Raw genomic sequence first — 26400 nt, forward strand, 5'->3', positions numbered from 1 at the left:
CCCCGGAGCTCTGCACGCCATCTAGGCCCCTCACGGGGGGCGGGTCGCGGGTGCGAACTGGCCCCCGCCGTCCCCGCCCCGTGTGCGCCCGGCGCTACGCGCCGACCTCCGACCGGTCCCCGCCCCACAGCGTGTGGAACGACCCGTCCTGGTCGACCCGCCGGTACGTGTGCGCCCCGAAGAAGTCCCGCTGGCCCTGCGTCAGGGCCGCCGGCAGGCGCTCGGCGCGCAGCGCGTCGTAGTAGGCGAGCGCCGCCGCGAAGCCGGGCGTCGGCACGCCCTGCCGGGTGGCCGCGATGATCACCTCGCGCCAGTCGTCCTGGGCCGCGGCGATCTCCTGCGCGAACGTCTTGTCCGACAGCAGGCTGGGCAGGTCCGGCCGGGCGTCGTACGCGGCGCGGATGCGGTCGAGGAAGGCCGCGCGGATGATGCAGCCGCCGCGCCAGATCGCCGATACCGCGCCGAGGTCGATGTCCCAGTCGTACTCCTCGCTGCCCGCCGCGATCTCGTGGAAGCCCTGCGTGTACGACACGATCTTGGACGCGTACAGCGCCTGCTCCACCCGGTCCGCGAAGGCGGCGGCCTCCGCCTCGCCGAGCGGCGACGGCTTCGGCCCGGCGAGGTCCCGGGACGCCTCGCGCAGCGCCGCGTGACCCGACAGGGACCGGGCGAACACCGCCTCGGCGATGCCCGACACCGGCACGCCCAGGTCCAGCGCGATCTGCACGGTCCAGCGGCCGGTGCCCTTCTGCTCGGCCTGGTCCACCACCACGTCCACGAACGGCTTGCCGGTGGCCGCGTCCACGTGGGACAGCACCTCGGCCGTGATCTCGATCAGGTACGAGTCCAGGCGCCCGGTGTTCCAGGTGCGGAAGATCTCCGCGATCTGCGCGGGGGAGTACCCGGCGACGTCGCGCAGGAGCTGGTAGGCCTCGCCGATGAGCTGCATGTCGGCGTACTCGATGCCGTTGTGCACCATCTTCACGAAGTGACCGGCGCCGTCGGGGCCGACGTGCGTCACACAGGGCGACCCGTCCTTCGCCTTCGCGGAGATCTTCTCCAGCATCGGGCCCAGCGAGTCGTAGGACTCCTTCGGGCCGCCCGGCATGATGCTCGGCCCGTGCAGCGCGCCCTCCTCGCCGCCGGAGACGCCCATGCCCACGAAGTGGATGCCCTGCTCGCGCAGCGCCTTCTCGCGGCGGCGGGTGTCCGCGAAGTGCGCGTTCCCCCCGTCGATGATCATGTCACCGGGCTCCAGCAGCGGCGCGAACTCCTCGATCACCGCGTCCGTCGGCTCACCGGCCTTGACCATCACCACCAGCCGGCGCGGGCGCTCCAGCGCCGCCACGAACTCCTTGGCGGTCTCGGCCGCGATGAAGTCGCCCTCGCTCCCGAACTCCTCCACCAGCGCGTGCGTCCGCGACGCCGTACGGTTGTGCACGGCGACCGTGTAGCCGTTGCGCGCGAAGTTCCGGGCGAGATTGCGGCCCATGACCGCGAGCCCGGTGACGCCGATCTGCGCTGAAGTGCTCATACCGCCTGCTCCCTAGCTGCCTCGTGACTACGGCTCCGTCGTGCGGACCCTCGCCCATCCTGACGTGCCGCTACGGCGAGCGCACATCCGACCCGCCACGCTTGTTTACGCAGGGAACGCGTCAGTCGGCTCACCGCGGCCGCCCATGCCCTCAAGGAGGGTCCGTTCCCGGCCACTTGAGCCGGACACGAGGCCGATTTCCCGTCTTGTCATGGCCTGTTCGCGGCGCTTACTTTTGCCGCTCCTGACGCAGGCCGAGGGGAATTCGGACATGGCCGTACGCGGCCGGCATCGCCGGTACCAGCCGAACAGGATCAACCGCGCCTCACTCACCGTCACGGCGGGCGGCGCCGGACTCGCGATCCCGCTGGTCGCCGCGGGTACCGCCGACGCGGCGGACGCGGCCACCTGGAACAAGGTCGCCGCCTGCGAGTCCAGCGGGAACTGGCACGTCAACACCGGCAACGGCTACTACGGCGGGCTGCAGTTCACCCAGTCCACCTGGGAGGCCTACGGCGGCGCCCGGTACGCGCCGCGCGCCGACCTCGCCACCCGGGACCAGCAGATCGCCGTCGCCGAACACGTCCTCGACGGCCAGGGGCCGGGCGCCTGGCCGGCGTGCTCGGTGCGGGCCGGGCTCGCCCGGGGCGGCGCGGCCCCGGACGTGCACACGGACGGTGCCGCGAGCCGCCCGGCGAAGACCGGGCCGACGCGGGACCCGCGGGGCGGGCACGACGTCCGGGACGTGAAGCCGCAGACGACACCGCAGTCCCGCGCGGGCCGGGCCGAGATGTACACCGTGGTGCGGGGCGACACCCTGTCCGGCATCGCGGGCGAGCAGCACGTGCGGGGCGGCTGGCGGGAGCTGTACGAGGGCAACCGGGCCGTCATCGGCTCCGACCCCGACCTGATCCTGCCGGGCCAGCGGCTGGGCCTGCGCGCCACCGCCCCGCCGGCGTCCGACGCGCGCCCGCACAGCGACACCGCCTCCAAGCCGAAGCCGAAGTCCCCGAAGAAGAAGGAACCTTCGAGGAAGAGACCCGCGGAGAAGAAGCCCGCCGAGCGGCGGGAGCACCCGGGCGAGTCCCGGCACACCGAGCAGAGGACCCCGAGGCATCCGGCACCGTCCGGCGGCCACGCGCTCGTCGCCCCGGTGCACGCGGGCATCGGCACCGGCTACCACGTGGCGGGGTCGCACTGGTCGAAGGGCTACCACACGGGCGTCGACTTCCTGGTGCCGACCGGTACCAGCGTCGAGGCGGCGGGCGCCGGGCAGGTGGTGTCCGCGGGCTGGGGCGGCTCCTACGGCTACCAGGTGGTGATCCGGCACGCCGGCGGGCACTACACCCAGTACGCCCATCTGTCGGCGATCTCCGTGCGGGCCGGGCAGAGCGTCGCCGTGGGGCAGCGCCTCGGCCGGTCCGGGTCCACCGGGAACGTCACGGGCCCGCATCTGCACTTCGAGGTGCGGACCGGGCCCGGCTTCGGCTCCGACATCGACCCGATCGCCTATCTCCGGGCCGGCGGGGTCAGGATCTGACCCGCGAGCGGTGCGCGTTCAGGACGGGCAGCGGGGCGTAGATGTTCGCGCACAGCGGGACGTACGGCGTGTCGTAGTAGGCGGGGCCGTCGGGCACCCGTACGTCCGCCGGCGCGGCCGGCGTCAGGCCGGACTCCGGCAGCCCCGCCCTGGCGGACTCCGGGTGAGCCGGGCCCGCCGGCGCCGGAACCTCCGGGACCGTCCCTGCCCGCGTCGGGCCCTCCTCGTCCCGGCCCGCCGGTGCCGGTCCGGCGCCGGCGGACGCCGGGTCCTGCTCCAGCCGTTCGGTGGTGAGCAGGATCAGGCCACCCGCGGCCACCGCCGCGCAGCCGAGCGCCAGCACGGTGCCGGTGCCGCCGTGGCGGAACGTCTCACCGAACATCAGGATGCCGACCGCCGCGGCCAGCACCGGATTCACCACGGTGGCCGTGGCCAGCGGCGCGGCGAGGCCACCGCCCCGGTAGGAGGCCTGGGACAGCAGGACCCCGGCGGTCGCGAACGCCCCGATCACCGCGAGGGAGGGCAGGTCGCCGAGGACGATCCCGTCACTCCAGTCGACCGCGACGGTCTTGGTGAACACCGACGACATCCCGAACGCCGTGCCGGAGGCGGTGGCGAGCAGCACGCTGCGCACGGCCGGGTGCCGGTGCGCGGCCAGTCCCGCGCACGTCAGCGCGACGACCGCCCCGCCGGTGACCAGCGCGACGGCCACCCGCTGGGCCGAGTCGAGGGAGCGCGCGTCGGCCGAGCCGACCAGGGACAGCAGGCCCGCCAGGCCCACCGTCGCCATGACCGCGCCACGCCAGGCGGCCGCCCCGGCCCGGCGGCCGACGAACAGCGCCGCCATGGGCAGGGCGAAGACGATGGTCAGCGCGCCCAGCGGCTGCACCAGGCTCAGCGGACCGCAGGCCAGCGCCACGACGTGCAGCAGACCGCCGAGGCCGTTCAGCGCCAGCGCCGCCCACCAGCCGGCCCGGCGCAGCGGCATGTACGAGCCGTCGGGGCACGAGACCGCGACCTGCTCCTGCACGATGGCTCCGCCCGCGTACGCGACGGCGGAGACGAACGACAGCAGCACGGACAGCGCGAGGGCGCTCATCTGCGGCTCCTTCGCGCGGGGCGGGCCCCCTGGGCCCGGCGCGGCGTACGGTCGGCGGTCATGGCGAACACTCTGCCCGCCCCGGCCCGTTCCCGTCGTCGTACCTGAGCACGCAATGGGTCCTACTGCCGATGGAGTACACCACCGCCCCGATCATCCCCAAGACGGGTGTGGACAAGGGCCGGACCCGGCCTCCGGCGCGCCGCCCGGGGCTGGTAGTAGTGCTGCCCGTGGACCTCGACGCCGATCTCGCCGCGCTCCGCCCGCTGGGCGGCTTCTTCGTCCTGCGCACCCGGGCGGACCCGGCCGGGCCGGCACCGGGAGACCTCGCCACCCTCGCGGAGACGTACGCGGCGGCGGCACCGGGGGCCGGGCGCGACGCGCTGGCGCACCGCGTCGCGACCGTCGCCGGCCGGCTGCGCGCCGCTGAGCCGCGGGTTTCCGCCTCCATCAGCCAGCAGGGCCTCGCCGCCCGGCTGTGGTCCGTGGCCCTGGCCTGTGCCGCGCTGTACGGCCGGCTGCCCGGCCTCGACCCGCGGCACCTGCTCTGGGACCCCGCCGCGACCGCCCCCGACGACCTGTGGCTGACCGAGGTGCGCCCGCTGCCCGGGGACGCGGCCACGCTCGCGGACACCGTGCTGCACGGCCATCTGGAACCCCTAGGGGTGGCCCTGAGGGCCCGTTACGGGATCTCGGCCGGACTGCTGCGGGGCAACGCCGGCTCGGCGCTCGCCGGCGCGGCACGCGAACTGGACCGCCGGGCCCGCGCGGACGGCCGCACCGACGTGGCGGAGCGGGCCCGCGCCCTCACGGACGAGCTCTTCGCGCATCCGCTGCTGCGCGGCACCGGCACCCGTGCGGCGACGGCCTTCCGCCGCCGGAGCTGCTGCCTGTACTACCGGGTGCCCGGCGGCGGAGTCTGCGGCGACTGCTGCTTCACCCGGCCGCCGCGCTCTTCCCCGCGTGCCGTATCTGGGTGACCATGAAGGGCAACGTACGGACGAGGCCAGGGGGTTGTCGGGTGCGAGTGGGACTGCTGACCCGGGAGTACCCCCCGGACGTGTACGGCGGCGCGGGCGTCCATGTGGAGTTCCTCGCCCGTGAACTGGCCTCGCTGGTGGACCTCGAGGTGCACTGCTGGGGCGAGGGCCGCGGTGTGGGCGTCGTCCGGCACCGTCCCTGGTCCGCGCTCGACGGCTCCAACGACGCGCTGCGCACCTTCTCCGTGGACCTCTCCATCGCCGCCGCCCTCGGGAGCCGCGAACTCGTCCACTCCCACACCTGGTACGCCAATCTCGCCGGGCACCTGGCCAAGCTCCAGTACGGTGTCCCGCACGTGGTCACCGCCCATTCGCTGGAGCCCCTGCGCCCCTGGAAGGCCGAGCAACTGGGCGGCGGGTACGCGCTGTCGAGCTGGACCGAGCGCACCGCGATCGAAGCCGCCGACGCGGTGATCGCGGTGTCCGGAGCCATGCGCGAGGACATCCTCACCTGCTACCCGGCGCTCGACCCGGCCCGCGTGCACATCGTGCACAACGGCATCGACACCGCCCTGTACCGACCGGACCACGGCATCGACGCCCTGCTCCGGCACGGCGTCGACCCCACCCGCCCGTACGTCCTGTTCGTCGGCCGGATCACCCGCCAGAAGGGCGTGCCCCACCTGCTGCGCGCGGTACGGGACATCGACCCCGGCACCCAGGTGGTGCTGTGCGCGGGCGCACCCGACACCCCGGAGATCGACCGGGAGTTCCGCGACCTGTACGAGGAGCTGAGCCGGGTCCGCGCGGGCGTCCTCTGGATCCCGCAGATGCTGCCGCGCCCCGAGGTCATCCAGCTCCTCACACGGGCATCGGTGTTCGTCTGCCCCTCGGTGTACGAGCCGCTCGGCATCGTCAACCTGGAGGCGATGGCCTGCGGGACGCCGGTCGTGGCCTCCCGGGTCGGCGGCATCCCCGAGGTCGTGGACGACGGCCGCACCGGACTGCTGGTCGACGTGGACGACGACTTCGAGGCGAACCTCGCCCGGGCGCTGGACACCGTGCTCGGCGACGCGGAGGCCGCCGAGCGGATGGGAGAGGCAGGACGGCTGCGCGCCGTGGACGAGTTCGGCTGGGACGCGGTGGCCAGGCGGACCGCCGGACTCTACGAGGAGATCCTCAAGCAGGCTTAGTCCGGCCCGCTCGGGGCATCCATGGTGGAACCAGGGTGAGGGGAGCCGTGATGCGGCGTGGAGGGCCTTCGGTACTCGGGATCGTGCTGGCGGGCGGGGAGGGCAAACGCCTGATGCCGCTCACCGCCGACCGCGCCAAACCGGCGGTCACCTTCGGCGGCACCTACCGGCTCGTCGACTTCGTCCTGTCCAACCTCGTCAACGCCGACGTCCTGCGCATCTGTGTACTGACCCAGTACAAGTCGCACTCGCTGGACCGGCACATCACCACCACCTGGCGGATGTCCAGCCTGCTCGGCAACTACGTCACCCCGGTCCCCGCCCAGCAGCGCCTCGGCCCGCGCTGGTACCTGGGCAGCGCCGACGCGATCCTGCAGTCGCTGAACCTCGTGTACGACGAACAGCCCGAGTACGTGGCCGTGTTCGGCGCCGACCACGTCTACCGGATGGACCCGCGGCAGATGCTCCGCCAGCACATCGAGGGGGGCGCGGGCGTGACCGTGGCCGGCATCCGGGTGCCGCGCTCGGAGTCCTCCTCCTTCGGGGTGATCACACCCGGCTCGGACGGCCGTACCGTGCGGCGCTTCCTGGAGAAGCCGGCCGATCCTCCCGGCCTCGCGGACGACCCCGAGTGCGTCTTCGCCTCCATGGGCAACTACGTCTTCACCACCAAGGCCCTCATCGAGGCGCTGCAGCGGGACGCCGAGGACGGCCAGTCCGTGCACGACATGGGCGGCTCGATCCTGCCCCAGCTCACCGTCCGCGGCGAGGCGCAGCTCTACGACTTCAGCGAGAACCACGTACCCGGCGAGACCACCCGGGACCAGGGCTACTGGCGGGACGTCGGCACCCTCGACGCCTACTACGAGGCGCACATGGACCTGATAGCCGAGCGCCCCGCCTTCAACCTGTACAACCGCCAGTGGCCCGTCTACACCCACTCGGGCCAGCTCTCCCCGGCGCGCTTCAACGCGGGCGGCATCGCGAGCGAGTCCATCATCAGCGCCGGCTGCCTGATCCGCGGCCAGGTCACCCGCTCCGTGCTGTCGCCCGGGGTGCGCGTCGACCCGGGAGCGGTCGTCCAGGGCTCGGTGCTGCACGACAACGTGCGCATCGGCCGGGGCGCGGTGGTGCGCGGCGCCGTCCTCGACAAGAACGTCGAGGTCCCGCCCGGCGCGACGATCGGGGTGAACCCCGAGCGGGACGCCGAGCTGTACACCGTCTCCCAGGGCGGCGTGATCGCCCTGGGCAAGGGGCAGCGGGTGGACTGACCGACGTCCCGTCAGCCGGTCCCTCCCCGCGACGCGTTCGGCGTCATCCTCCTGGAATGCCCGGGTTCGCCTCGTTCGCCCGCCACGATGCAGGCAACGATGTCGAACCATCGGAGGTCATCCGACATGAGAGGGACCCGGCGCACACGGCTGTGCCTGGCCGGGGTGATGGCAGCGTCCGCGCTGGTCGCCACCCCCGCCGCACGTGCCGACGAGCGGACCGACGGCCACCTCACCGACCTGGTCAACCCCTTCATCGGGACCCAGGACGAGGGCAACACCTTCCCCGGCGCCGCCGTGCCCTTCGGCATGGTGCAGCTCTCCCCGGACACCGGGCACAACACGGGCTACGACTACACGCAGAACCGCGTCCGTGGCTTCTCGCTGGTCCATCTGTCCGGCGTCGGCTGCCGCATCGGCGGAGACCTGCCCGTACTGCCGACCACCGGAGACGTCACACAGACGGACTACGCCAAGTACGCCGCGGGGTTCCGGCACGCGGACGAGGTGGCGAGCCCCGGCTACTACCGCGTCGGCCTCGACTCCGGCATCCGCGCCGAACTCACCGCGACCGCGCGCACCGGCGTGCAGCGCTACACCTTCCCCGCCACCGGCCGGGCCAACGTCCTGCTGAACGCCGCCCAGGCGCTGCACCGCCCGGGCGGCAGCAAGGTCGAGATCCTCGACGACCGCACGGTGCGCACGGAGATCACCGGCCACGGGTTCTGCCGGGACACCGGCCCCTACACCGTGCACACCGTCACCCGCTTCAGCCGCCCGTTCACCGCCTACGGCACCTGGGACGGACCGACGGTCACCCACGGCGCGCGCACCGGCGGCGGCGGCGCCTACGTCCGCTTCGACACGACGCGGGACCGCACCGTCGAGGCGACCACCGCCCTGTCCTACGTGGACGCGGACGGAGCCGCCGCCAACCTGCGGGCCGAGGGCGGCCGCTCCTTCGACGCCGTGCGGCGACGGGCCCGCGGGGAATGGGAGCGGCGGCTCGCCACCGTCCGCGTCCAGGGCGGCGCCCCCGCCCCGCGCCGCACCTTCTACTCCTCGCTCTACCGTGCGTTCCTCGCTCCGAACGTCGGCAGCGACGCCGACGGCCGCTACCTCGGCTGGGACCGCCGGGCCCACCGCGCGCGGGGCTTCACCTACTACCAGAACTGGTCCCTGTGGGACACCTACCGCACCCAGGCCCAACTCCTCGCCCTGCTCGCGCCCCACGAGGCCCGGGACATGGCCCGGTCGGTGGTGCAGGTGGACGAGGACGGGGGCTGGCTGCCGAAGTGGGGCTACGGGCCGGTCGAGACGAACGTCATGAGCGGTGACCCCGTCACCCCGTTCCTGACCACCGCCTACCAGATGGGCCTGCTCAAGGGCTTCGAGGAGCGGGCCTACCGGGCGCTCAGGAAGAACGCCGACGGCGTGCCGCCCGCCGGTTACCCGGGCATCGGCCGGGAGGCCAACGCCGAGTACATCGCACGAGGGTTCGCGCCCTACGTGTGGAACCGCCCGCTCGCCAAGATGGGCGACTCCGACTACCACCACGGCGCCTCCGTCACCCTGGAGTACGCCCTCGCCGACGCCGTGCTCGCCCAGATGGCCCGCGGCCTCGGGCACCGCGCGGACGCCGACCGCTACGCCGCCCGCGCCCGCAACTACCGGACCGTCTTCGACCCCGCGACCGGCTTCTTCCGCCCACGCGACGCCTCCGGAGCCTTCACCGGCACGCTCGACCCGGCCCGCGCCCCGGGCTTCCACGAGGGCACGGCCTGGCAGTACCAGTGGCTGGTCCCGCACGACCTGCCCGGCGTGGTCCGCCTGATCGGCGGCGAACGCGCGGCCAACGACCGCCTGGACAGCTTCTTCGCCTACGACCGGCTGCTGGCCGACCCCGGGCGCACCGCCCGCGAGGTGTGGGTGCACGGCGACGCGTACGCCTACTACAACGCCGACAAGTACAACCCGATGAACGAGCCCGACCTCGTCGCGCCCTACACGTACCTGTCCACCGGCCAGCCGTGGAAGACCACGGACGTCGTGCACGCGGCGCTCACCCTGTTCACCGACGGGCCCACCGGCATGACCGGCAACGACGACCTGGGGACCATGTCCGCCTGGAACGTCCTGTCCTCCATCGGGCTCTTCCCGATCCAGCCCGGCTACGACACCTGGGGCCTGTCCACGCCGGTGTTCGACCGGGTCGACCTCACCCTGGACCGCCGCTACTGGCCCGGTGGACGGCTCACCGTGACCGCCCCCGGCACCTCGGCCGCCGAGCGCTACATCCAGGGCGTCCGCACCGACGGGACCCCGCACGCGCGGACCTATCTGCGCACGGACGCGCTGCGCTCCCTGCGCACGCTCGCGTTCACGGTCGGCCCGCGCCCGTCGGAGTGGGGTACGGCGCCCTCGGCCGCGCCCCCCGTCCTGAGGTGACCTCGGCCGACCTCGGCCGTCTCACGAGTCCCGCCCCTCTCCGCGGGGCGGGACTTAATCTGCAGTTAACTGTCCGTAGCACGGTCGTACTTGACCGTAATCGCTCCTCGGGGATTGACTTCTGGTTCACCCCGTCGTCGACGTGCGAGGCAACCCTTGACCTCCGACCCGCTCGCTCCCCTCGACCTGGCCTTCTGGAACATCGAGTCCGATCGGCACCCGATGCACCTGGGCGCGCTCGGCGTGTTCGCCGCGCACTCGCCCACCGCGGGCGCCCACGCGGCCGACCTGCTGGCCGCCCGCGCCGCCGCCGTGCCCGGTCTGCGCATGCGCATCCGGGACACCTGGCAGCCGCTCGCGTTCGGCGGCGCCACCCGCGAACCCGTCCCGGACTTCGACCCGCTGGACCACGTGCGCCTGCACGCGCCGACCGCCGACTTCCACGCGGTCGCGGGCGGGCTGATGGAACGTCCGCTGGAGCGAGAGCGCCCGCCGTGGGAGGCGCACGTGCTGCCCGGCGAGGACGGCGTCTCCTTCGCCGTGCTGTTCAAGTTCCACCACGCCCTCGCCGACGGGCTGCGCGCGCTGAAGCTGGCCGCCGGCGTGCTGGACCCGGTCGACCTGCCCGAGCGCGCGCCGCGGGCCGTCGAACCGGCGCGCGGCCCGCTCTCCGACGTCCTGTCCGACGTGCGCAGACTTCCCGGCCTGATGCCCGGTCTGGTCCGGGGCGCGCTGTCCGACGTGGGCCGGGCCCTGGACATCGGCGCCTCGCTCGCCCGCTCCACCCTCGGCATGCGCCCGTCGTCCGCGCTGACCTCGGCACCCAGCGGCACCCGCCGCACGGCCGGGGTGGTCCTCGACATCGACGACGTGCACCGGGTCCGCAAGAGCGCCGGCGGCACCGTCAACGACGTGCTCATCGCCGTCGTCGCCGGTGCGCTGCGCCGCTGGCTGGACGCGCGCGGCGAGGACACCGGCAAAGTGGCGCCCCGCGCCCTCATCCCGGTCTCCCGGCGGCGCCCGCGCACCGCGCACCCACAGGGCAACCGGCTCTCCGGGTACCTGATACGGCTTCCGGTCGACGACCCCGATCCGCTGCGCCGGCTCGACACCGTTCGCACGGCGATGGTCCGCAACAAGGACGCGGGGCCGAACCGGGGCGCCGGCGCGGTCGCGCTGCTCGCCGACCACGTACCGGCCCTCGGTCACCGGCTCGCCGGGCCGCTGGTCGGCCAGGCCGCGCGGCTGTGGTTCGACATCCTGGTCACCAGCGTGCCGCTGCCGGGGCTGGGGCTGCGGCTGGGCGGCCACGAGCTGACCGAGGTGTATCCGCTGGCCCCGCTCGCGCCCGGGCAGTCGCTGGCGGTGGCGATCTCGACCTACCGGGGGCACGTGCACTACGGCCTGGTCGCCGACGCCCGGGCCGTGCCCGACCTGGACGTGTTCGCCCGCGCGGTGTCGGAGGAGGTGCGCGACCTGCTCACGGTGTGCGACGCCTGAGGCCCGGGGCCGAGCCCCGCCCCGGGCCCGGCGGCGGCCCCGGGGCGGGACGCTGCCGGGCGACGGGGCGAGCGGCCGGCGTCGTCGCAGTTCAGCGGGGTGGGACGGCCGCCGAGGGACGGGCCCGGGGGAGCGGTTTGGCCGTAGGGTGTGCCGCTACGTAAAATTCCCCGTTCGAAAGCGGGCGCGAGTCGGAGCGCTGCGCGGGTGATCAGGGAAGCGGCAGCGCGATGACGGTGACAGAGGACGGTTCCGTGTCCATGGAGGCAGCCATGGCCGTCCCCACGGACGCATCCATGGAAGAGGTGGTCCACGGACCCGGTATCGACCCCGAGCGGCTGGCCGTCTGCCTGAGCGTGCTCGAGGAGCTCGACCGGCTCGACGTCGACCACCCCGACGCGATAACGGTGCGCCGGGCCACCTCGCACATCTACCGCACGGTCAAGCAGCGCCGCCGCCAGGAGCGCCGCGCCGCCAAGACCGCGCACGACCGCGCGGTCACCGAGGCCACCGCCACCGGTTCCGCCGAGCGGATCGACGACGAGACCGAGGGCATCCTGCCCTCCTCCAAGACCGACGAGGGCCGGATCGCGGGCATCCTCCAGCGCCCCCGCTCCTGCTACGTCTGCAAGCAGCGGTACACCGAGGTCGACTACTTCTACCACCAGCTCTGCCAGAGGTGCGCCGACGAGAACCGGGCCAAGCGGGACGCCCGCGCCGACCTCACCGGCAAGCGCGCCCTGCTCACCGGCGGCCGGGCCAAGATCGGCATGTACATCGCGCTCCGGCTGCTGCGGGACGGCGCGCACACGACCGTCACCACCCGCTTCCCCAAGGACGCCATCCGCCGCTTCAAGGCGATGGAGGACTCGGCGGACTGGCTGCACCGTCTGGAGGTCGTCGGCATCGACCTGCGCGACCCGGCGCAGGCCGTGGCCCTGGCCGAGCAGGTCGCCGAGGCGGGCCCGCTCGACATCCTGATCAACAACGCCACGCAGACCGTGCGCCGCCTGCCGTCCGCGTACGCCGCCCTGGTGGACGGCGAGAGCGCGCCGCTGCCCGCCGGTGAACTGCCCTCCCACCACGTCATCGGAGCCTTCAACTCCGGCGCCGTCGACGGCATAGCCGCGCTGCCCGTCGGCACCAGTGGCCTGGACGCGCAGAAGGTCGCGGACCTCGCCCTGGTGGCGGGCAACGCCAGCGTGGCCCGCCACCTCGACGGCACCGCCATCGACGCGGGCGGCCTCGTCCCCGACGTGGTCGACACCAACACCTGGGTGCAGACCATCGAGCAGATCTCCCCGGTGGAACTGCTGGAGACCCAGCTCTGCAACTACACGGCGCCGTTCATCCTGATCAGCAAGCTGCGCCCGGCCATGGCCGAGGCGGCGCGGCGGGCGGGACGCGGGCGCGCCTACGTCGTCAACGTCTCCGCGATGGAGGGCGTCTTCAGCCGCGGCTACAAGGGCGCCGGGCACCCGAACACCAACGCCGCGAAGGCGGCCATGAACATGGTGACGCGGACCAGCGCCCAGGAGATGTTCGACACGGACGGCATCCTGATGACCGCCGTCGACACCGGCTGGATCACCGACGAGCGTCCGCACTACGAGAAGCTGCGGCTGGCCGAGGCCGGCTTCCACGCGCCCCTGGACCTGGTCGACGGCGCGGCCCGGGTGTACGACCCGATCGTGCGCGGTGAGGCGGGCGAGGACCTGTACGGCGTCTTCATGAAGGACTACGCGCCCGGCAAGTGGTGAGCCCGCGCGCGCGGCGACCGAATGCACCCACTCGGACTCGAAGGCATGTTCGCCCGGTAGGCCGAGTGGGTGATTCGTTCGGGGCGGCGAGTGATGCGGTTTGTGGCAGATAGCCGCATATTGAGAGGCATTGGGGGGTCGGACGACTCCCGATAGTTACACCTTGTTTGCACTCCCTATCGAGCGGCAGTCCGCTCATTTGGTTAATCTGGACGGCGCGGACAGCAGTACCGGGTCCCACCCACACCCATCGTCCGTACCGGCGCCACCGCGTCCGAACTGGCCTTCCATCCAGACCCGAGCGGGCACGAGTGCCGGAGCGCAGCTGTGCGGTATGCCCCGAGGGTGAGCCCGACACATAAGGAGTGCGCGGTGACACCGGAGACGACGAATCTCGACGAACGCCCCAAGGAACGCGGCGAGCGCGCCGGCCGGCGCGCCGGTGAACTCGGCAGCCTCGACGTGTGGGCCCGGTCCGCGCCCATCCGTCTCGCGGGGTACGAGGAAGACCTCGCCGAACCCCACATCCTGCCCAGCGTGGACTGACCGCCGGGCCAGGCCACCGAAGGCAATCGCAGCTGTGGGCGTGACAGGGTCACGCCCACAGCGACACCGGAAAAGCCGGCCCCGGGGCCGGCTTTCCGGCTGGATCAGACCCCGTCCGCCGGGTCCGGCAGCGGTGCCGTACGGGACCACGGGCGCAGTGTCTCCAGCTCCTCCGCCAGTGCCAGCAGATCCGCCTCCCGGCCGGGCCGCGCCACGAGCTGTACGGCGCAGGGGGCGCCCGAGGGCAGCGTGCCGAAGGGTACCGACATCGCCGGCCACCCGGTCAGGTTCCACGGCGGGGTGAACGGCGAGTAGGCGGTGTTCGCCAGGATGTTGCGCAGCCAGCCGCGCTCGTGCCACGGGGCGGCCCGGGGGGAGCGGCGGGCGAGGGCCGGGGTCAGCAGCACGTCGTGCTCGGTGAGGAACGGGGTCAGCCGGGCGCGCAGGCGCTCCCGCTCGTCCCCGGAGCGGACCGACCCGACGAAGCGGCGGCCCACGGCCGCGTGCACCCGGGTCCGCCGGGCCAGCAGCGCCGGGTCGAGGCCTTCCGCGTCCACCGCCGTACCCGCCGTCCAGTGCCGCAGCGAGGTCACGCCGAGGGAGAGCGGATAGGGCGGCTCCGCGCGCCGGACCCGGTGTCCGGCCCCGGCCAGCGCCCCGGCCGCCTCCCGGACCGCCATCGTGTACGGCCGGCTCACGCTCACCCCCGCGAGCGGGCTGCGCAGGGCGACGGCGATACGGAGCGGCGTACGCTCCGTACGCCCGGCGGGCCCGTCACCGGCGGGCCCGTCGTCCGCGAGGACCGACAGCATCAGCCGCAGGTCCCCGACCGTGGTGGCCAGCGGGCCGTTCTCCGACATGCCGAACCAGTCGCCGTTGCCGATCCCGGCCGGCACCACCCCGTGCCCCGCCTTCAGGGTGACCAGCCCGCAGTTGGCCGCCGGAATGCGCAGCGAGCCCATGCCGTCGTTGCCGAGCGCCAGCGGTACCAGGCCCGCGGCCACGGCCGCCGCGCTGCCGCCGGAGGAGCCGCCCGCCGTGCGGGCGAGGTCCCAGGGGTTGCGGGCGGTGCCGTGGACGCCCTCGGTGGTGCCGAAGACGCACAGCTCGGGCACGTTCGTCAGGCCCACGACCACGGCGCCGGCCGCCCGCAGACGGGCCACCGTCACATGGTCCTCGGCGGCCGGTTCGTCCGGTGTCGCGGCGGAGCCGTTGCGGTGCGACTCGCCGCGCACCGCCAGGTTGTCCTTCACCGCCACCGGCACCCCGGCGAGCGGCAGACCGGCCAGGCCGGCCCGCGCCCCCACCTCGTCCGCCTCCGCCAGTGCCGCCTCGGCCCGCACGGTGCGGAAGGCCCCGATCCGGCCGTCGAGCCGCTCGATCCGCGCGAGATGCTCCGCCACCACCTGCCGCGGCGTGACGTCCTTCGCGTGTACGGCCGCGGCGATGTCGGCGGCGGTCCGGCCGGCCCAGCTGGTCACGGGCACTCCCTGGCTACTCGTCGGTATGAATCAAGCGCGCAGGGAGAACTGTGCACGCTCGGGCGCGGTGCGTCGAGAGGCCGGACGGGGCCGTCGCCCCGGCGGCCGGGAGCGGCCGGGACGCGGCCGCTGCTCGTCGAGGGTCTCCGGGGCGCCGGCGGCCCGGATGCCGCTCACGCCGGGGATCGTGACGACGGCGTCGCCTACCCCGTCAGGGGCGTCACCGGCCCCCCGCCGCCGCCGGGGGCGCGCCGTGCCCGCCGACCGGGGAGGTGGACGCCGACGCCGTACTGCCGCGTCCGGTGAGCCGGGGCACCGGCACTCCCACCGACCGCGCCGCCCCGCCGTCCAGCAGCGCCATCAGCTCCCGCGCCGCGGTCCGGCCGAACTCGGCGCTGTCGCGGGACAGGGCGGACAGCCGCGGCGTGACCATGCGGCACAGGGCGGAGTCCTCCCACGACACCACCGAGACGTCCCGCGGCACCCGGAAGCCGAGTTCGGCCGCCGCGGCCAGACCCGCCACCGCCATCACGTCGTTGTCGTAGATCAGGGCGGTCGGGGGCGGTGACCCGCCGAGGACCCTGCGGGTCACCGCGGCGCCCTCCGCGTCGGAGTAGTCGGTGGTCACCGAACGGACCCCGGTGAGGCCACGGCGCTCCGCCTCCGCGCGCAGGGTCGCGATCCGGCGCTGGGTGTGGGCCAGCCCGGGCAGCCCCGCGATGTGCACGATCCGGCGGTGCCCCAGCGCCGCCAGCTCGTCCACCACCGACGCCATCGCGCCGGCGTCGTCCGCCCAGACCGTGGAAAGACCGGGATGCCGGCCGCCGGGCGCGCCGCCGATGACCACGGCGGGCAGACCGAGTTCGTCCAGGAGGCCGGGGCGCGGGTCCTCGGCCCGCGGGTCGACCACCAGGACGCCGTCCACCCGGTGCTCCGCCCACCAGCGCCGGTACACCGCGCACTCGTCGGCCACGTCCCGGGCCACCTGGAAGAGCAGGCCCAGGTGACGCTCGGCCAGCACCTCCTGGATGCCGGACACGAGGTGCAGGAAGAAGGAGTCGACGCCCAGCGTGTCCGCGGGCCGGGCCAGCACGAAACCGACCGTCGCCACCCCCTCGCCGGAGAGGGCGCGGGCCGCCGTGCTGGGACGCCAGCCCAGTTGCTCGGCGACCCGGCGGACCCGGGCGCGCGTGCTCTCCGAGACTCCCGGGCGGCCGTTGAGGGCGAACGAGACCGCGCTCTCGGAGACTCCGGCGCGGCGCGCGATGTCCTTCATCGTCGGCCGGCGCGCGGGTGATCGCTTGTCCGGCAACGCTGTGCCCCTTCCCTCGACGGCCCGGTACCGGCCAACTGCTAATGCGCTTGAGTCCACTTACCCTAAAGCGCATTAGTGATCCACGGCAATGGGTTACAAGCACCGCTCTGAACAGGGGTTTTGAGTCACTAATGTCTTTAGCGGGGCTGAATCCATTGACGCGTCCCGCAAACGCTGTGCACAGTCTGGCCCGGCACCTTCTGCCACATCCCCCCTGCAAAGGAGCCCAGCCGCCGTGCGCATCTCCCGCAGAACCTTCGCCGCCGCCGCCGTCGCCCTCCTCCTGCCGCTGAGTGCCTGCGGCTCGGGCGGGGACGAGGGCGGCTCGACCGACGCCTCCGGCAAGGTGGAGGGCGACATCACCTTCCAGACCTGGAACCTGCGCGCCAACTTCAAGCCGTACTTCGAGGGCCTGATCGCGGACTTCGAGAAGCGGCACCCCGGCACCCGTGTGAAGTGGATCGACCAGCCGGCCGAGGGTTACGCCGACAAGATCAGCGCCGACGCCGCGGGCGGCACCCTGCCCGACGTCGTCAACGTCTCCCCGGACCTGGTCGCCCCGCTCGCCAAGGCCGGGCTCGCCCTCGACCTCGACAAGTCCGCGGCCGGGTACAAGTCCGAGTACCTGCCGGGGGCCTGGGCCGGCCATCAGGTACCGGGCCTCGGCGGAACGTACGCATTCCCCTGGTACCTGAACACCGGGCCGCTCTTCTACAACAAGGCCTTGTTCAGCAAGGCCGGACTCGACCCCGGCGCACCGCCGAAGACCTACGGCGACCTCTTCACCGACGCCCGCCGGATCGCCGAGAAGACCGGCGGCAAGGTCGCCACGCTCGCCAACGTGCCCACCATCGAGGACTTCGGCCGGTACGGCGTGCCGCTCATGAACAAGGAGGGGACCGGCTTCGCCTTCGACGACGCCAAGGGCGTCGAACTCCTCACCGAGTACAAGCGGCTCTACGACGCCAAGGCGCTCGATCCGCAGGCGCTGACCGCCACCCCGGAGTCCTCCGGCAGGAAGTTCCTCACCCAGGCCGTCGCCATGAACCCCGGCAGCGCCCTGGACCTCGGCAACTTCAGGAAGCAGGCGCCCGGCCTCTACAAGAACATCGGGATCACCGACCAGATCACCAGCACCGGGCACGCCAACATGTACGTGATGGGCGTGATGGTCAACTCCCGTGCCAAGCACACCCCGGCCGCCGTCGCGTTCGCGCACTTCGTCACCGACGCGCGCAACCAGATGTCCTTCGCCAAGAAGGTCGCCATCTTCCCGAGCACCGCCGGCTCCCTCGACGACCCGTACTTCACCAAGGAGGACGGCACCGACGAGACCCGGGTGCGCGTCGCCGCCGCCAAGTCGCTGAAGACCGCCGTCAACTACACGCCGGTGCTGTTCAGCGAGCAGATGAAGACCGCGCTGCGCAACGAGGTGGCCAAGGCGCTCCAGGGCAAGGAGAGCCCGAAGGCAGCTCTCGACAACGCTGTCAGGGCCTGCGACCAGCTCCTGAAGCAGCAGGGCTGAGCAGTATGGCCGCACCCGCCACCTCCCGGATCCGGCGGCAACTGCCCAGCAGTCCGTGGCTGTTCGCCGCCCCCGGACTGCTCGTCGCCGGCGCCTTCGTGCTCTACCCGTTCGCGTCGACCGTCGTGAACTCCTTCACCGACCGCCGCACCCTGATCCCGGGGCACTTCGTGGGCCTCGCCAACTTCCGCGAACTCCTCCACGACGACATGTTCTGGACCGGGCTGCGCAACAGCTTCCTGTACATCGCCGGTGTCGTACCCGCCCTGGTGGTGCTGCCGCTGCTGCTCGCGCTGCTGGTGCAGCGCAACATCCCCGGCATCACCTTCTTCCGGGCCGCCTTCTACACGCCCGTGGTCGCCTCCATCGTGGTCGTCGGCCTGATCTGGGTGTGGCTGCTGGACGAACGCGGCCTGGTCAACTCCCTGCTGGAGACCGTCGGCGTCGGGCGGGTCGGCTTCCTCAGCGACCAGTGGCTGCTCCTGCTCAGCGCCATGGCGGTGACGGTGTGGAAGGGCCTCGGCTACTACATGATCATCTATCTGGCGGCGCTCGCGAACGTCCCGCGTGAACTGCACGAGGCCGCCGCCGTGGACGGCGCCGGAGCGGTCCGCCGCTTCCTCGACGTCACGGTGCCCGCCGTGCGTTCCACCATGGTGCTGGTCGCCGCGCTCTCCTCGGTCGCCGCGTTCAAGGTCTTCTCCGAGGTGTACCTGATGGCCGGCCCCAGCGGCGGCCCGGCCGGCGAGGACACCACCCTCGTCATGCTCGTCCAGCGCACCGGCACCGGGCTGACCGGCCGGGTCGGCTACGCCTCCGCCATCTCCGTCGTGGTGTTCGCCGTCACCGTCGTGCTGATGCTCCTCGTGCTGCGCGCCGACCGGAGGGAGGAGACATGAGCGTCCTGGAGGAGACGGCGCGCACGGACCGCACGGACCGGCCGGCCGGACCGGCCCCCACCCGGGCACCGCGGATCACCGACGAGCACGGCCGCCGGGTCCGGCCCGCCGAACTGGTCCTGCGCTACACATTGCTGCTCGCCGTCCTCGCCCTCACCGTCGGACCCTTCCTGTGGCAGCTCTCCACATCCCTCAAGGGCCCCACCGAGGACATCTTCGGCTCACCGCCGACGTTCCTGCCCGCGCATCCCACCCTGCACAACTACGCGAGGGTCGCGGACACCGTCCCCGTCTGGGACTACGCCCTCAACTCGCTGAAGGTCGCCGCCGCGAGCGTCGTGACCAACTGCGCCGGGTCGGCCCTCGCCGGGTACGCCCTGGCCCGTCTGCGCTACCGCGGCCGCGAGGCGGCGACCCTGGCCTTCGTGCTGGCGATGCTGGTGCCCGTGGAGGGCATCATCATCGCCCAGTTCACCACCATGCGGGAACTCGGCCTCAACAACACCCTCATCGGTGTCGTACTGCCCGGTTCGGTCGCGGCGATGAACGTGCTGCTGATGCGCAACGCCTTCCGCAACCTGCCGTACGAGATCGAGGAGGCCGCCTACGTCGACGGCGCGAACGTCTGGCAGCGGTTCTGGCGCATCGCGCTGCCGGCGGTGAAGGGCACCCTCGCCGTCGTCGCGATCTTCGCCTTCATGGGCGCCTGGGACGACTTCCTGTGGCCGCTCGTCGTCCTCAGCGACCCCGACAGGTTCACCCTGACCATCGGCCTCAACTATCTGCACGGCACCTTCGCGAACGACGAACGGCTGGTCGCCGCCGGCACCGTCATCGCCGTCGCCCCGCTCATCGCCCTCTTCGCCTGCCTGCAGCGGTACTTCTTCCGCGGGGTCGGCGAGGGCGCAGTCAAGGGCTGACCGCACCGCCGAAGGCCGCCCGCCCCCGTACTCCCCGCCAAGGACACCGTATGCCCCCTGCCGTGCGCTTCGGCGTCAACTACACCCCGAGCGAAGGCTGGTTCCACCACTGGCTCGACTTCGACCTGGACGCCGTGCGCGCCGACCTGGACGCGATCGCGGCCCTCGGCCTCGACCACATCCGCGTCTTCCCGCTGTGGCCCTACTTCCAGCCCAACCGCACCCTGATCCGCCCCCGCGCCGTGGCCCAGCTGGTGGCGCTCGCCGACGCCGCCGCCGAACGCGGCCTGGACGTCAACGTGGACGGTCTGCAGGGCCACTTGAGCAGCTTCGACTTCCTCCCCGCCTGGACCCGCACCTGGCACCGGCGCAACCTCTTCACCGACCCGGACGTGGTCGACGGCCAGGCCGACTACCTGCGCACCCTCGCCACCGCCCTGGCCGGCCGGCCCAACTTCATCGGCATGACCATCGGCAACGAGGTCAACCAGTTCGCCGCCGGACCCCACCCCGACCCCGACCGGATCACGGCGGAGCAGGCCGAGCGGTGGCTGGGCACCCTGCTCGCCGCCTGCGCCGAGGGCGCCCCCGGCCGGCTCCATCTGCACGCCTCCTACGACGCCGCCTGGTACCAGGACGACCAGCCCTTCACACCCGGGCACTCGGCCCGGCTCGGTGCCGTCACCGCCGTCCACTCCTGGGTGTTCAACGGCACCGCACAGCGCCACGGCCGCACCTCCGTACCGGCCGAGCACCACGCCGCCTACCTGGTCGAGCTGAGCAAGGCCTGGGCCGAGGAGCCGCACCGGCCGGTCTGGCTGCAGGAGGTCGGGGCGCCGGCGCCCCTGGTGCCCGCCGAACACGCGGCAGCCTTCACCGAGGCCACCGTGGCCGGCGCGCTGGACTGCCCGGACCTGTGGGGCATCACCTGGTGGTGCGCGTACGACGTCTCGCGCGACCTCGCCGACTTCCCCGAACTCGAATACGGGCTGGGCCTGTTCACCAACGACCGCAGACCCAAGGACATCGCCCGCGTGCTGGCCGGCGCCGCCCGCGGGCCCCGCACCGCCCCGGCGGTGCGCACCACGGCCCTCGCCGTACCCGCCGACCCCGGCCGCCGTTCCCGCTGCGCACCCGGCGGTCCCGTCTTCGACGCCTTCTTCCGGCTCGTCGCCGACGGCGCCCGCCCCACCACCGTCCTCGACACCCGGGCGGACGACAAGGAACACCTCGCCGCCCGCGGCATCACCGAAGTCGTCACGCCCGACCAGGTACTCCCCACCCCACCAGGAGGCCCTCGCCCGTGAAGCCCACCAGACGCGCGGTCCTGATCGCCGGCGCCGCCGCTGCCCTGCTCCCGGCGGCCCCCGCCCTCGCCGCCCCGCGAACCAGAGCCGCCGCCGCGCCGTACGCCTCCTACTGGTACCCGGACTCCCTGCCCGACGGCAGCCCGGGCAGCGGCGTCACCTGGCGCAGCCTGAAGGCCTGGCGCGCCGCCGACGACCCCGACCTCGCCTTCAACGCGGCGTCCGTGCCGCTCGCCGCCCGCTTCACACCCACCCCGGCCAACACCACCGCCCGCTCCGGCCAGGCCCGCGTCCAGGCCCTGGTCTCCTTCGGGCCCACCTCCGCCAACCCCTCGCAGGGGTCGCCCACCGCCGACTACTACGCCCTCACCCACTGGGCCTATCTGGACGAGCTGGTGTTCTGGGGCGGCTCGGCGGGGGAGGGACTGATCCTGGCGCCGAACGCGCCGGTCGTGGACGCCGCCCACCGGCACGGCGTGCCGGTCCTCGGCAACGTCTTCCTGCCGCCCACCGCCTACGGCGGGCAGCTCCGCTGGACCCGCGACCTGGTCCAGAAGGACGCCGCGGGGCGTCATCCGCTCGCCGCGCAACTCGTCGCGGTGGCGGCGGCGTACGGCTTCGACGGCTGGTTCCTGAACGCCGAGACGGGCGGCGGGAACACCGCCCTCGGCACCGCAGTACTGGACTTCGTGACCGAGCTGAGGGCGCTCGCGGCGGCGAAGGGACAGCGGGTGACCTGGTACGACGCGATGACCGTGGACGGGACGGTGAGCTGGCAGGGAGCCCTGAACGACCGCAACCAGGCCTTCTTCCGGGCCGCCGACGACATGTTCGTCGACTTCCGCTGGAGCGCGGGCTCGCTGGCCGCCTCCGCCGCCCGAGCCGCGCGACTGGGCCGCGATCCCTACGAGCTGTGGGCCGGTGTCGACGTCGAGTCGAACGGGTCCGACTCGACCGTGAACTGGGACGCGATCGTGCCGACGGCGAAGGCGCACACCACCTCGATCGGCTTGTACCGGCCCGAGTGGACCCGCAACCACCTGCCCGCCGACCGGCGCACCCCCGAGGACTTCCACGCGGCCGACGACCGGTTCTGGACCGGCCGGTCGCTGGACCCCGCGCGGCCCGACGGCACCGATCCCTGGCGGGCGCCGGCCGTGTCGGTGGCGGACCGGTCGACGGTGACCTCGGTGCCGTTCGCGAGCGTGTTCAACACCGGGCACGGGCTGCGCTGGTACGAGGAGGGCGCCGTCACGTCGGACGCGCCCTGGAACCACCTCGGGCTGCAGGACCGGCTGCCGTCCCGGCGGTGGGTGGTGCGGACGGCGGGGCGGCGCCCGGCCGTCTCGCTCGACTTCGGCGACGCGTGGCGGGGCGGCAGCAGCGTACTGGTGGCGGGCGAGCTCGACGCGCCGGCGGTGCTGGACCTGTACGCGACCCGGCTGCCCGTCACCGCCGGCACGGTTGTCGAGCTGACCCACCGGGCGGACGCTGGGAACGTGGAAGTCGAGCTGGCCGTCGCGACGAGGGAACCGGACGGCCCCGGTGCGCCACCGCCGTACGCCTTCCTGCCGGTGAACCGGGTCGACGCCGCCGACGCCTGGGTGACCTCCACCGTGCGGCTGACCGGGCTGTCCGGCACGGTCCACGCCCTGGGGGTACGCCTGACCGCGCCCGGCGGCGGCCCCGTGGGCTGGCGGCTCGGCCGCGTCGCCGTCCGCGACACCACCGGGGCGCCCGCCGCACCCGCCGGCCTGCGGATCACCGCCGCCACCGGAGGCGACCTGCGCTTCGCCTGGCACGCCACGCCCCACCGGATCCCGGTCCGCCACTACGAACTGCACCGTCTCCTGCCCGACGGCACCCGCCGCTTCCTCGGCGGCACCTGCCAGCGCGCCCACTTCGTCCCCGGCCTGCGGCCGGAGCCGGGAGAGACGGCCGCACGGTTCGAACTGCGGGCGGTGGGGGAGCTGTACGACGCGTCCGCCCCCGTCACCGTCACCCACACCTGGTAGCCCGCCCGTGTCCCGCACCCGGAACCCAGCAGGGAGCACCCCGCATGCATGACGACCGCAGCCTGGTCGAAGCCCGTCTCCGGCGCGTCCTCGACGAACGCGTCCGCCCCGCCGTCCACCCCGAGTCCGTGCCGCTGCGGGTTCACGTGTGGCACGCGCCCGGAGAGCCCGTACCGGTGGCGGAGGGCCTCGCGGCCGAGCCCGAGCCGATCGAGGTGGGCGCCCGGTGGGGCGCCCCCTGGGGCACGAGCTGGTTCCGGGTGACCGGGACCGTCCCCGAGGCCTGGGCGGGCCGGACCGTCGAGGCCCTGCTCGATCTCGGCTTCGACGAGAACATGCCCGGCTTCCAGTGCGAGGGCCTGGTCTACCGGCCTGACGGCACCCCGGTGAAGGGCCTCAACCCGCGCAACCAGTGGGTCCGGATCGGCGCCCCCGCCGAGGGCGGGGAGCAGGTGCGCCTGCACATCGAGGCCGCCTCCAACCCGGTCATTCTCGACTACCACCCCTTCCGGCCCACCGCGCTCGGCGACAAGGACACCGCCGGGCACGAGCCGCAGTACACGCTCACCCGCATGGACCTCGCCGTGTTCGACGAGGCCGTGTGGCGGCTGGTGCAGGACCTGGAGGTGCTGGGCGAGCTGATGGCCGAGCTGCCGGAGGACTCCGCCCGCCGCCACGACGTCCTGCGCGCCGTCGACGGAGCCCTGGACCTCGTCGACCTCCAGGACGTGAACGGCACCGCGGAGCGCGCGCGAGCCCGGCTGGCCGGCGTGCTGGCCGCCCCGGCCGTGCCCTCCGCCCACCGGATCAGCGCCGTCGGGCACGCGCACATCGACTCGGCGTGGCTGTGGCCGCTGCGCGAGACCGTGCGCAAGGTGGCCCGTACGACCGCCAACATGACCGCGCTGATCGAGGACGAGCCGGAGTTCGTCTTCGCCATGTCCCAGGCCCAGCAGTGGGCGTGGGTGAAGGAGCACCGGCCGGAGGTGTGGGCGCGGGTGCGCAAGGCCGTGGCGGAGGGGAGGTTCGTGCCGGCCGGCGGGATGTGGGTCGAGTCGGACACCAACATGCCCGGATCGGAGGCGATGGCCCGGCAGTTCGTGCACGGCAAGAGGTTCTTCCTCGACGAGTTCGGCATCGAGAACGAGGAGGCCTGGCTGCCCGACACCTTCGGCTTCGCCGCCGGGCTCCCGCAGATCATCCGGGCGGCCGGGTCCAAGTGGCTGCTGACCCAGAAGATCTCCTGGTCGCGGACGAACAAGTTCCCGCACCACACCTTCCACTGGGAGGGCATCGACGGCACCAGGATCTTCACGCACTTCCCGCCGGTCGACACCTACAACTGCTCCATGCGGGGCGCCGAGATCGCCCACGCGGCACGGAACTTCAAGGAGAAGGGCCGGGCCCGGCACTCCCTGGCGCCCACCGGCTGGGGCGACGGAGGCGGCGGCACCACCCGCGAGATGGTCGCCAAGGCGGCCCGGCTGCGCGACCTGGAGGGCTCCGCGACCGTCGTCTGGGAGACGCCCCGGGCGTTCTTCGAGAAGGCCGAGGCCGAGTACCCCGACGCGCCCGTCTGGGTCGGCGAGCTCTACCTCGAACTGCACCGCGCCACCCTGACCAGCCAGGCCATGACCAAACAGGGCAACCGCCGCAGCGAGCACCTGCTGCGCGAGGCCGAACTGTGGGCGGCCACCGCGGCGGTCCGCACCGGATTCCCCTACCCGTACGAAGAGCTGGACCGGATCTGGAAGACGGTCCTGCTGCACCAGTTCCACGACATCCTGCCGGGCTCGTCCATCGCCTGGGTGCACCGCGAGGCCCGGGCGACGTACGAGCGGGTCGCCGCCGAGCTGACCGGGATCGTCGAGGCCGCGCAGCGCGCGCTGGCGGGCGAGGGGACGACGCCGCTGGTGTTCAACGCCGCCCCGCACGCCCGCGCCGGCGTCCCGGCCGCGGGGGCGGCGGCCGCCACGACGCGGGGCGCCACGACACTCGCGCCGCGCCCGGACGGCGGGCACGTGCTGGACAACGGCCTGCTGCGGATCGGGATCGACGCCCGCGGACTGGTCGTCTCCGCGTACGACATCGGGGCCGACCGCGAGGCCGTGGCCCCCGGCCGCGCGGCGAACCTGCTCCAGCTGCACCCCGACTTCCCGAACATGTGGGACGCCTGGGACGTCGACGAGTTCTACCGGAACACGGTCACGGACCTCACGGACGCCGACGCGGTGACGGCGGGCGAGGACGGCGCCTCGGTGCGGGTCGTGCGCTCCTTCGGGGCCTCGCGGGTCACGCAGGTGCTGTCCCTGGCGCCGGGGGAGCGCCGGCTGCTGATCGACACCGAGGCCGACTGGCACGAGACGGAGAAGTTCCTGAAGCTGGCCTTCCCGCTCGATCTGCACGCCGAACGGTACGCGTCCGAGACCCAGTTCGGGCACGTCCACCGGCCCACGCACACCAACACCTCGTGGGAGGCGGCCAAGTTCGAGGCCTGCAACCACCGCTTCGTCCACCTGGAGGAACCCGGCTGGGGCGTGGCGCTGGTGAACGACTCGACGTACGGCCACGACGTGACCCGCACGGTCCGCACCGACGGCGACCGCGGTACGACGACCACGGTCCGCGCCTCCCTCCTGCGCGCTCCGCGCTTCCCCGACCCCGAGACCGACCAGGGGGTCCACCGGTTCCGGCACGCCCTGGTCCCCGGTGCCGGGATCGCGGACGCGGTGCGCGAGGGCTGGCGGATCAACCTGCCGGAGCGGCGCGTCAGCGGCGCCCACGAGGTCGCCCCGCTGGTCGCGGTGGACGACGACGCGGTCGTGGTCACCGCCCTGAAGCTGGCCGACGACGGCAGCGGCGACGTCGTGGTCCGCTTCCACGAGGCCTACGGGGGCCGGGCCCGCGCCACGCTCACGGCCGGCTTCGAGGTCACCGGCGTCATGGTGACGGACCTCCTGGAACGTCCGACCGCCGAGGGCCCCGCCCCGGACCGGGACGGCGACCGGATCACCGTGCGGCTGCGGCCGTTCGAGCTGATGACCCTGCGGCTGAGCAGGCGCTGACC

The 26400-nt window shown here is 73.3% G+C and carries 18 protein-coding genes; 14 read left to right on the forward strand and 4 right to left on the reverse strand.

Annotated features, from left to right (window positions below):
- Positions 1 to 94 precede the first annotated feature (94 nt).
- Positions 95 to 1534 carry an NADP-dependent phosphogluconate dehydrogenase gene (gene gndA, locus ACWCPN_RS32250; RefSeq protein ID WP_451213521.1) on the reverse strand — a complete coding sequence of 480 codons (1440 nt, stop codon included), beginning with the start codon at positions 1532 to 1534 and terminating at the stop codon, positions 95 to 97.
- Between the two features lie 271 nt (positions 1535 to 1805).
- Here gndA and ACWCPN_RS32255 point away from each other — a divergent pair, with 271 nt between their 5' ends.
- Positions 1806 to 3074: a transglycosylase family protein gene (locus ACWCPN_RS32255; protein ID WP_451213524.1), complete on the forward strand. Its 1269-nt coding sequence runs from the start codon at positions 1806 to 1808 to the stop codon at positions 3072 to 3074.
- On the opposite strand, the gene ACWCPN_RS32260 is transcribed toward ACWCPN_RS32255, so the two are convergent.
- On the reverse strand, positions 3064 to 4173 hold the full coding sequence (locus tag ACWCPN_RS32260) for a DMT family transporter (RefSeq protein ID WP_451213527.1): 1110 nt from the start codon (positions 4171 to 4173) through the stop codon (positions 3064 to 3066). The two genes, ACWCPN_RS32255 and ACWCPN_RS32260, sit on opposite strands and share 11 nt — an antisense overlap.
- Positions 4174 to 4403: 230 nt before the next feature.
- On the opposite strand from ACWCPN_RS32260, the gene ACWCPN_RS32265 reads away from it, so the two are divergent.
- From ACWCPN_RS32265 to ACWCPN_RS32295, 7 genes are all read left to right on the forward strand, one after another.
- Entirely contained in the window at positions 4404 to 5153 is a 750-nt protein-coding gene (locus ACWCPN_RS32265) for a (2Fe-2S)-binding protein (RefSeq protein WP_451213715.1), read from the forward strand.
- A gap of 41 nt (positions 5154 to 5194) precedes the next feature.
- A complete protein-coding gene (gene glgA / locus ACWCPN_RS32270; RefSeq protein ID WP_451213530.1) occupies positions 5195 to 6346 on the forward strand; it encodes a glycogen synthase in 1152 nt (383 codons plus the stop codon).
- Between the two features lie 50 nt (positions 6347 to 6396).
- Positions 6397 to 7617 (forward strand): glucose-1-phosphate adenylyltransferase, encoded by a 1221-nt coding sequence (glgC, locus tag ACWCPN_RS32275; protein ID WP_451213533.1) that lies wholly within the window; start codon positions 6397 to 6399, stop codon positions 7615 to 7617.
- A gap of 126 nt (positions 7618 to 7743) precedes the next feature.
- Positions 7744 to 10065 (forward strand): GH92 family glycosyl hydrolase, encoded by a 2322-nt coding sequence (locus ACWCPN_RS32280; RefSeq protein ID WP_451213536.1) that lies wholly within the window; start codon positions 7744 to 7746, stop codon positions 10063 to 10065.
- Positions 10066 to 10221: 156 nt separating this feature from the next.
- Positions 10222 to 11565, forward strand: coding sequence for a wax ester/triacylglycerol synthase family O-acyltransferase (locus ACWCPN_RS32285; RefSeq protein ID WP_451213539.1), 1344 nt, complete (start codon positions 10222 to 10224; stop codon positions 11563 to 11565).
- Positions 11566 to 11795: 230 nt separating this feature from the next.
- The gene (locus tag ACWCPN_RS32290; protein WP_392292740.1) at positions 11796 to 13325 is read left to right on the forward strand and encodes an SDR family NAD(P)-dependent oxidoreductase; all 1530 of its coding nucleotides are present in this window, start codon (positions 11796 to 11798) and stop codon (positions 13323 to 13325) included.
- Between the two features lie 372 nt (positions 13326 to 13697).
- Complete coding sequence (locus tag ACWCPN_RS32295; RefSeq protein WP_199212942.1) at positions 13698 to 13871, forward strand: hypothetical protein; 174 nt, start codon at positions 13698 to 13700, stop codon at positions 13869 to 13871.
- A 104-nt stretch (positions 13872 to 13975) separates the two neighbouring features.
- Here the strand turns inward: ACWCPN_RS32295 and ACWCPN_RS32300 are convergent, their stop codons facing one another.
- Both ACWCPN_RS32300 and ACWCPN_RS32305 read right to left on the reverse strand, forming a co-directional pair.
- Positions 13976 to 15352 (reverse strand): amidase, encoded by a 1377-nt coding sequence (locus tag ACWCPN_RS32300; protein WP_451213543.1) that lies wholly within the window; start codon positions 15350 to 15352, stop codon positions 13976 to 13978.
- A gap of 220 nt (positions 15353 to 15572) precedes the next feature.
- A complete protein-coding gene (locus tag ACWCPN_RS32305; RefSeq protein ID WP_451213546.1) occupies positions 15573 to 16664 on the reverse strand; it encodes a LacI family DNA-binding transcriptional regulator in 1092 nt (363 codons plus the stop codon).
- A 238-nt stretch (positions 16665 to 16902) separates the two neighbouring features.
- Between ACWCPN_RS32305 and ACWCPN_RS32310 the strand changes: the two genes are divergently transcribed.
- From ACWCPN_RS32310 to ACWCPN_RS32335, 6 genes are read left to right on the forward strand one after another with little or no spacing between them, the layout of a single operon-like run.
- Positions 16903 to 18192, forward strand: a complete 1290-nt coding sequence (locus ACWCPN_RS32310) for an ABC transporter substrate-binding protein (protein ID WP_451213549.1) — start codon at positions 16903 to 16905, stop codon at positions 18190 to 18192.
- A gap of 5 nt (positions 18193 to 18197) precedes the next feature.
- On the forward strand, positions 18198 to 19091 hold the full coding sequence (locus ACWCPN_RS32315; protein WP_451213552.1) for a carbohydrate ABC transporter permease: 894 nt from the start codon (positions 18198 to 18200) through the stop codon (positions 19089 to 19091).
- Complete coding sequence (locus ACWCPN_RS32320) at positions 19088 to 20011, forward strand: carbohydrate ABC transporter permease (protein WP_451213555.1); 924 nt, start codon at positions 19088 to 19090, stop codon at positions 20009 to 20011. The genes ACWCPN_RS32315 and ACWCPN_RS32320 overlap by 4 nt, the downstream gene beginning before the upstream one ends.
- A gap of 50 nt (positions 20012 to 20061) precedes the next feature.
- Positions 20062 to 21318 (forward strand): glycosyl hydrolase, encoded by a 1257-nt coding sequence (locus ACWCPN_RS32325; RefSeq protein ID WP_199212944.1) that lies wholly within the window; start codon positions 20062 to 20064, stop codon positions 21316 to 21318.
- Complete coding sequence (locus ACWCPN_RS32330; RefSeq protein WP_451213559.1) at positions 21315 to 23333, forward strand: endo-beta-N-acetylglucosaminidase; 2019 nt, start codon at positions 21315 to 21317, stop codon at positions 23331 to 23333. The genes ACWCPN_RS32325 and ACWCPN_RS32330 overlap by 4 nt, the downstream gene beginning before the upstream one ends.
- A 44-nt stretch (positions 23334 to 23377) precedes the next feature.
- Positions 23378 to 26398: an alpha-mannosidase gene (locus tag ACWCPN_RS32335; protein ID WP_451213562.1), complete on the forward strand. Its 3021-nt coding sequence runs from the start codon at positions 23378 to 23380 to the stop codon at positions 26396 to 26398.
- The last annotated feature ends 2 nt before the right edge of the window (positions 26399 to 26400 follow it).

This window comes from Streptomyces sp. NPDC002386, from assembly GCF_053593175.1.

Excerpts from the sequence above, each read along its gene's own strand:
- gndA (WP_451213521.1), bottom strand. The coding sequence starts at position 1,534 with ATGAGCACTTCAGCGCAGATCGGCGTCACCGGGCTCGCGGTCATGGGC.
- ACWCPN_RS32280 (WP_451213536.1), top strand. The coding sequence starts at position 7,744 with ATGAGAGGGACCCGGCGCACACGGCTGTGCCTGGCCGGGGTGATGGCA.
- ACWCPN_RS32335 (WP_451213562.1), top strand. The coding sequence starts at position 23,378 with ATGCATGACGACCGCAGCCTGGTCGAAGCCCGTCTCCGGCGCGTCCTC.
- ACWCPN_RS32320 (WP_451213555.1), top strand. The coding sequence starts at position 19,088 with ATGAGCGTCCTGGAGGAGACGGCGCGCACGGACCGCACGGACCGGCCG.
- ACWCPN_RS32290 (WP_392292740.1), top strand. The coding sequence starts at position 11,796 with ATGACGGTGACAGAGGACGGTTCCGTGTCCATGGAGGCAGCCATGGCC.
- glgC (WP_451213533.1), top strand. The coding sequence starts at position 6,397 with ATGCGGCGTGGAGGGCCTTCGGTACTCGGGATCGTGCTGGCGGGCGGG.
- ACWCPN_RS32260 (WP_451213527.1), bottom strand. The coding sequence starts at position 4,173 with ATGAGCGCCCTCGCGCTGTCCGTGCTGCTGTCGTTCGTCTCCGCCGTC.
- ACWCPN_RS32315 (WP_451213552.1), top strand. The coding sequence starts at position 18,198 with ATGGCCGCACCCGCCACCTCCCGGATCCGGCGGCAACTGCCCAGCAGT.
- ACWCPN_RS32325 (WP_199212944.1), top strand. The coding sequence starts at position 20,062 with ATGCCCCCTGCCGTGCGCTTCGGCGTCAACTACACCCCGAGCGAAGGC.
- ACWCPN_RS32255 (WP_451213524.1), top strand. The coding sequence starts at position 1,806 with ATGGCCGTACGCGGCCGGCATCGCCGGTACCAGCCGAACAGGATCAAC.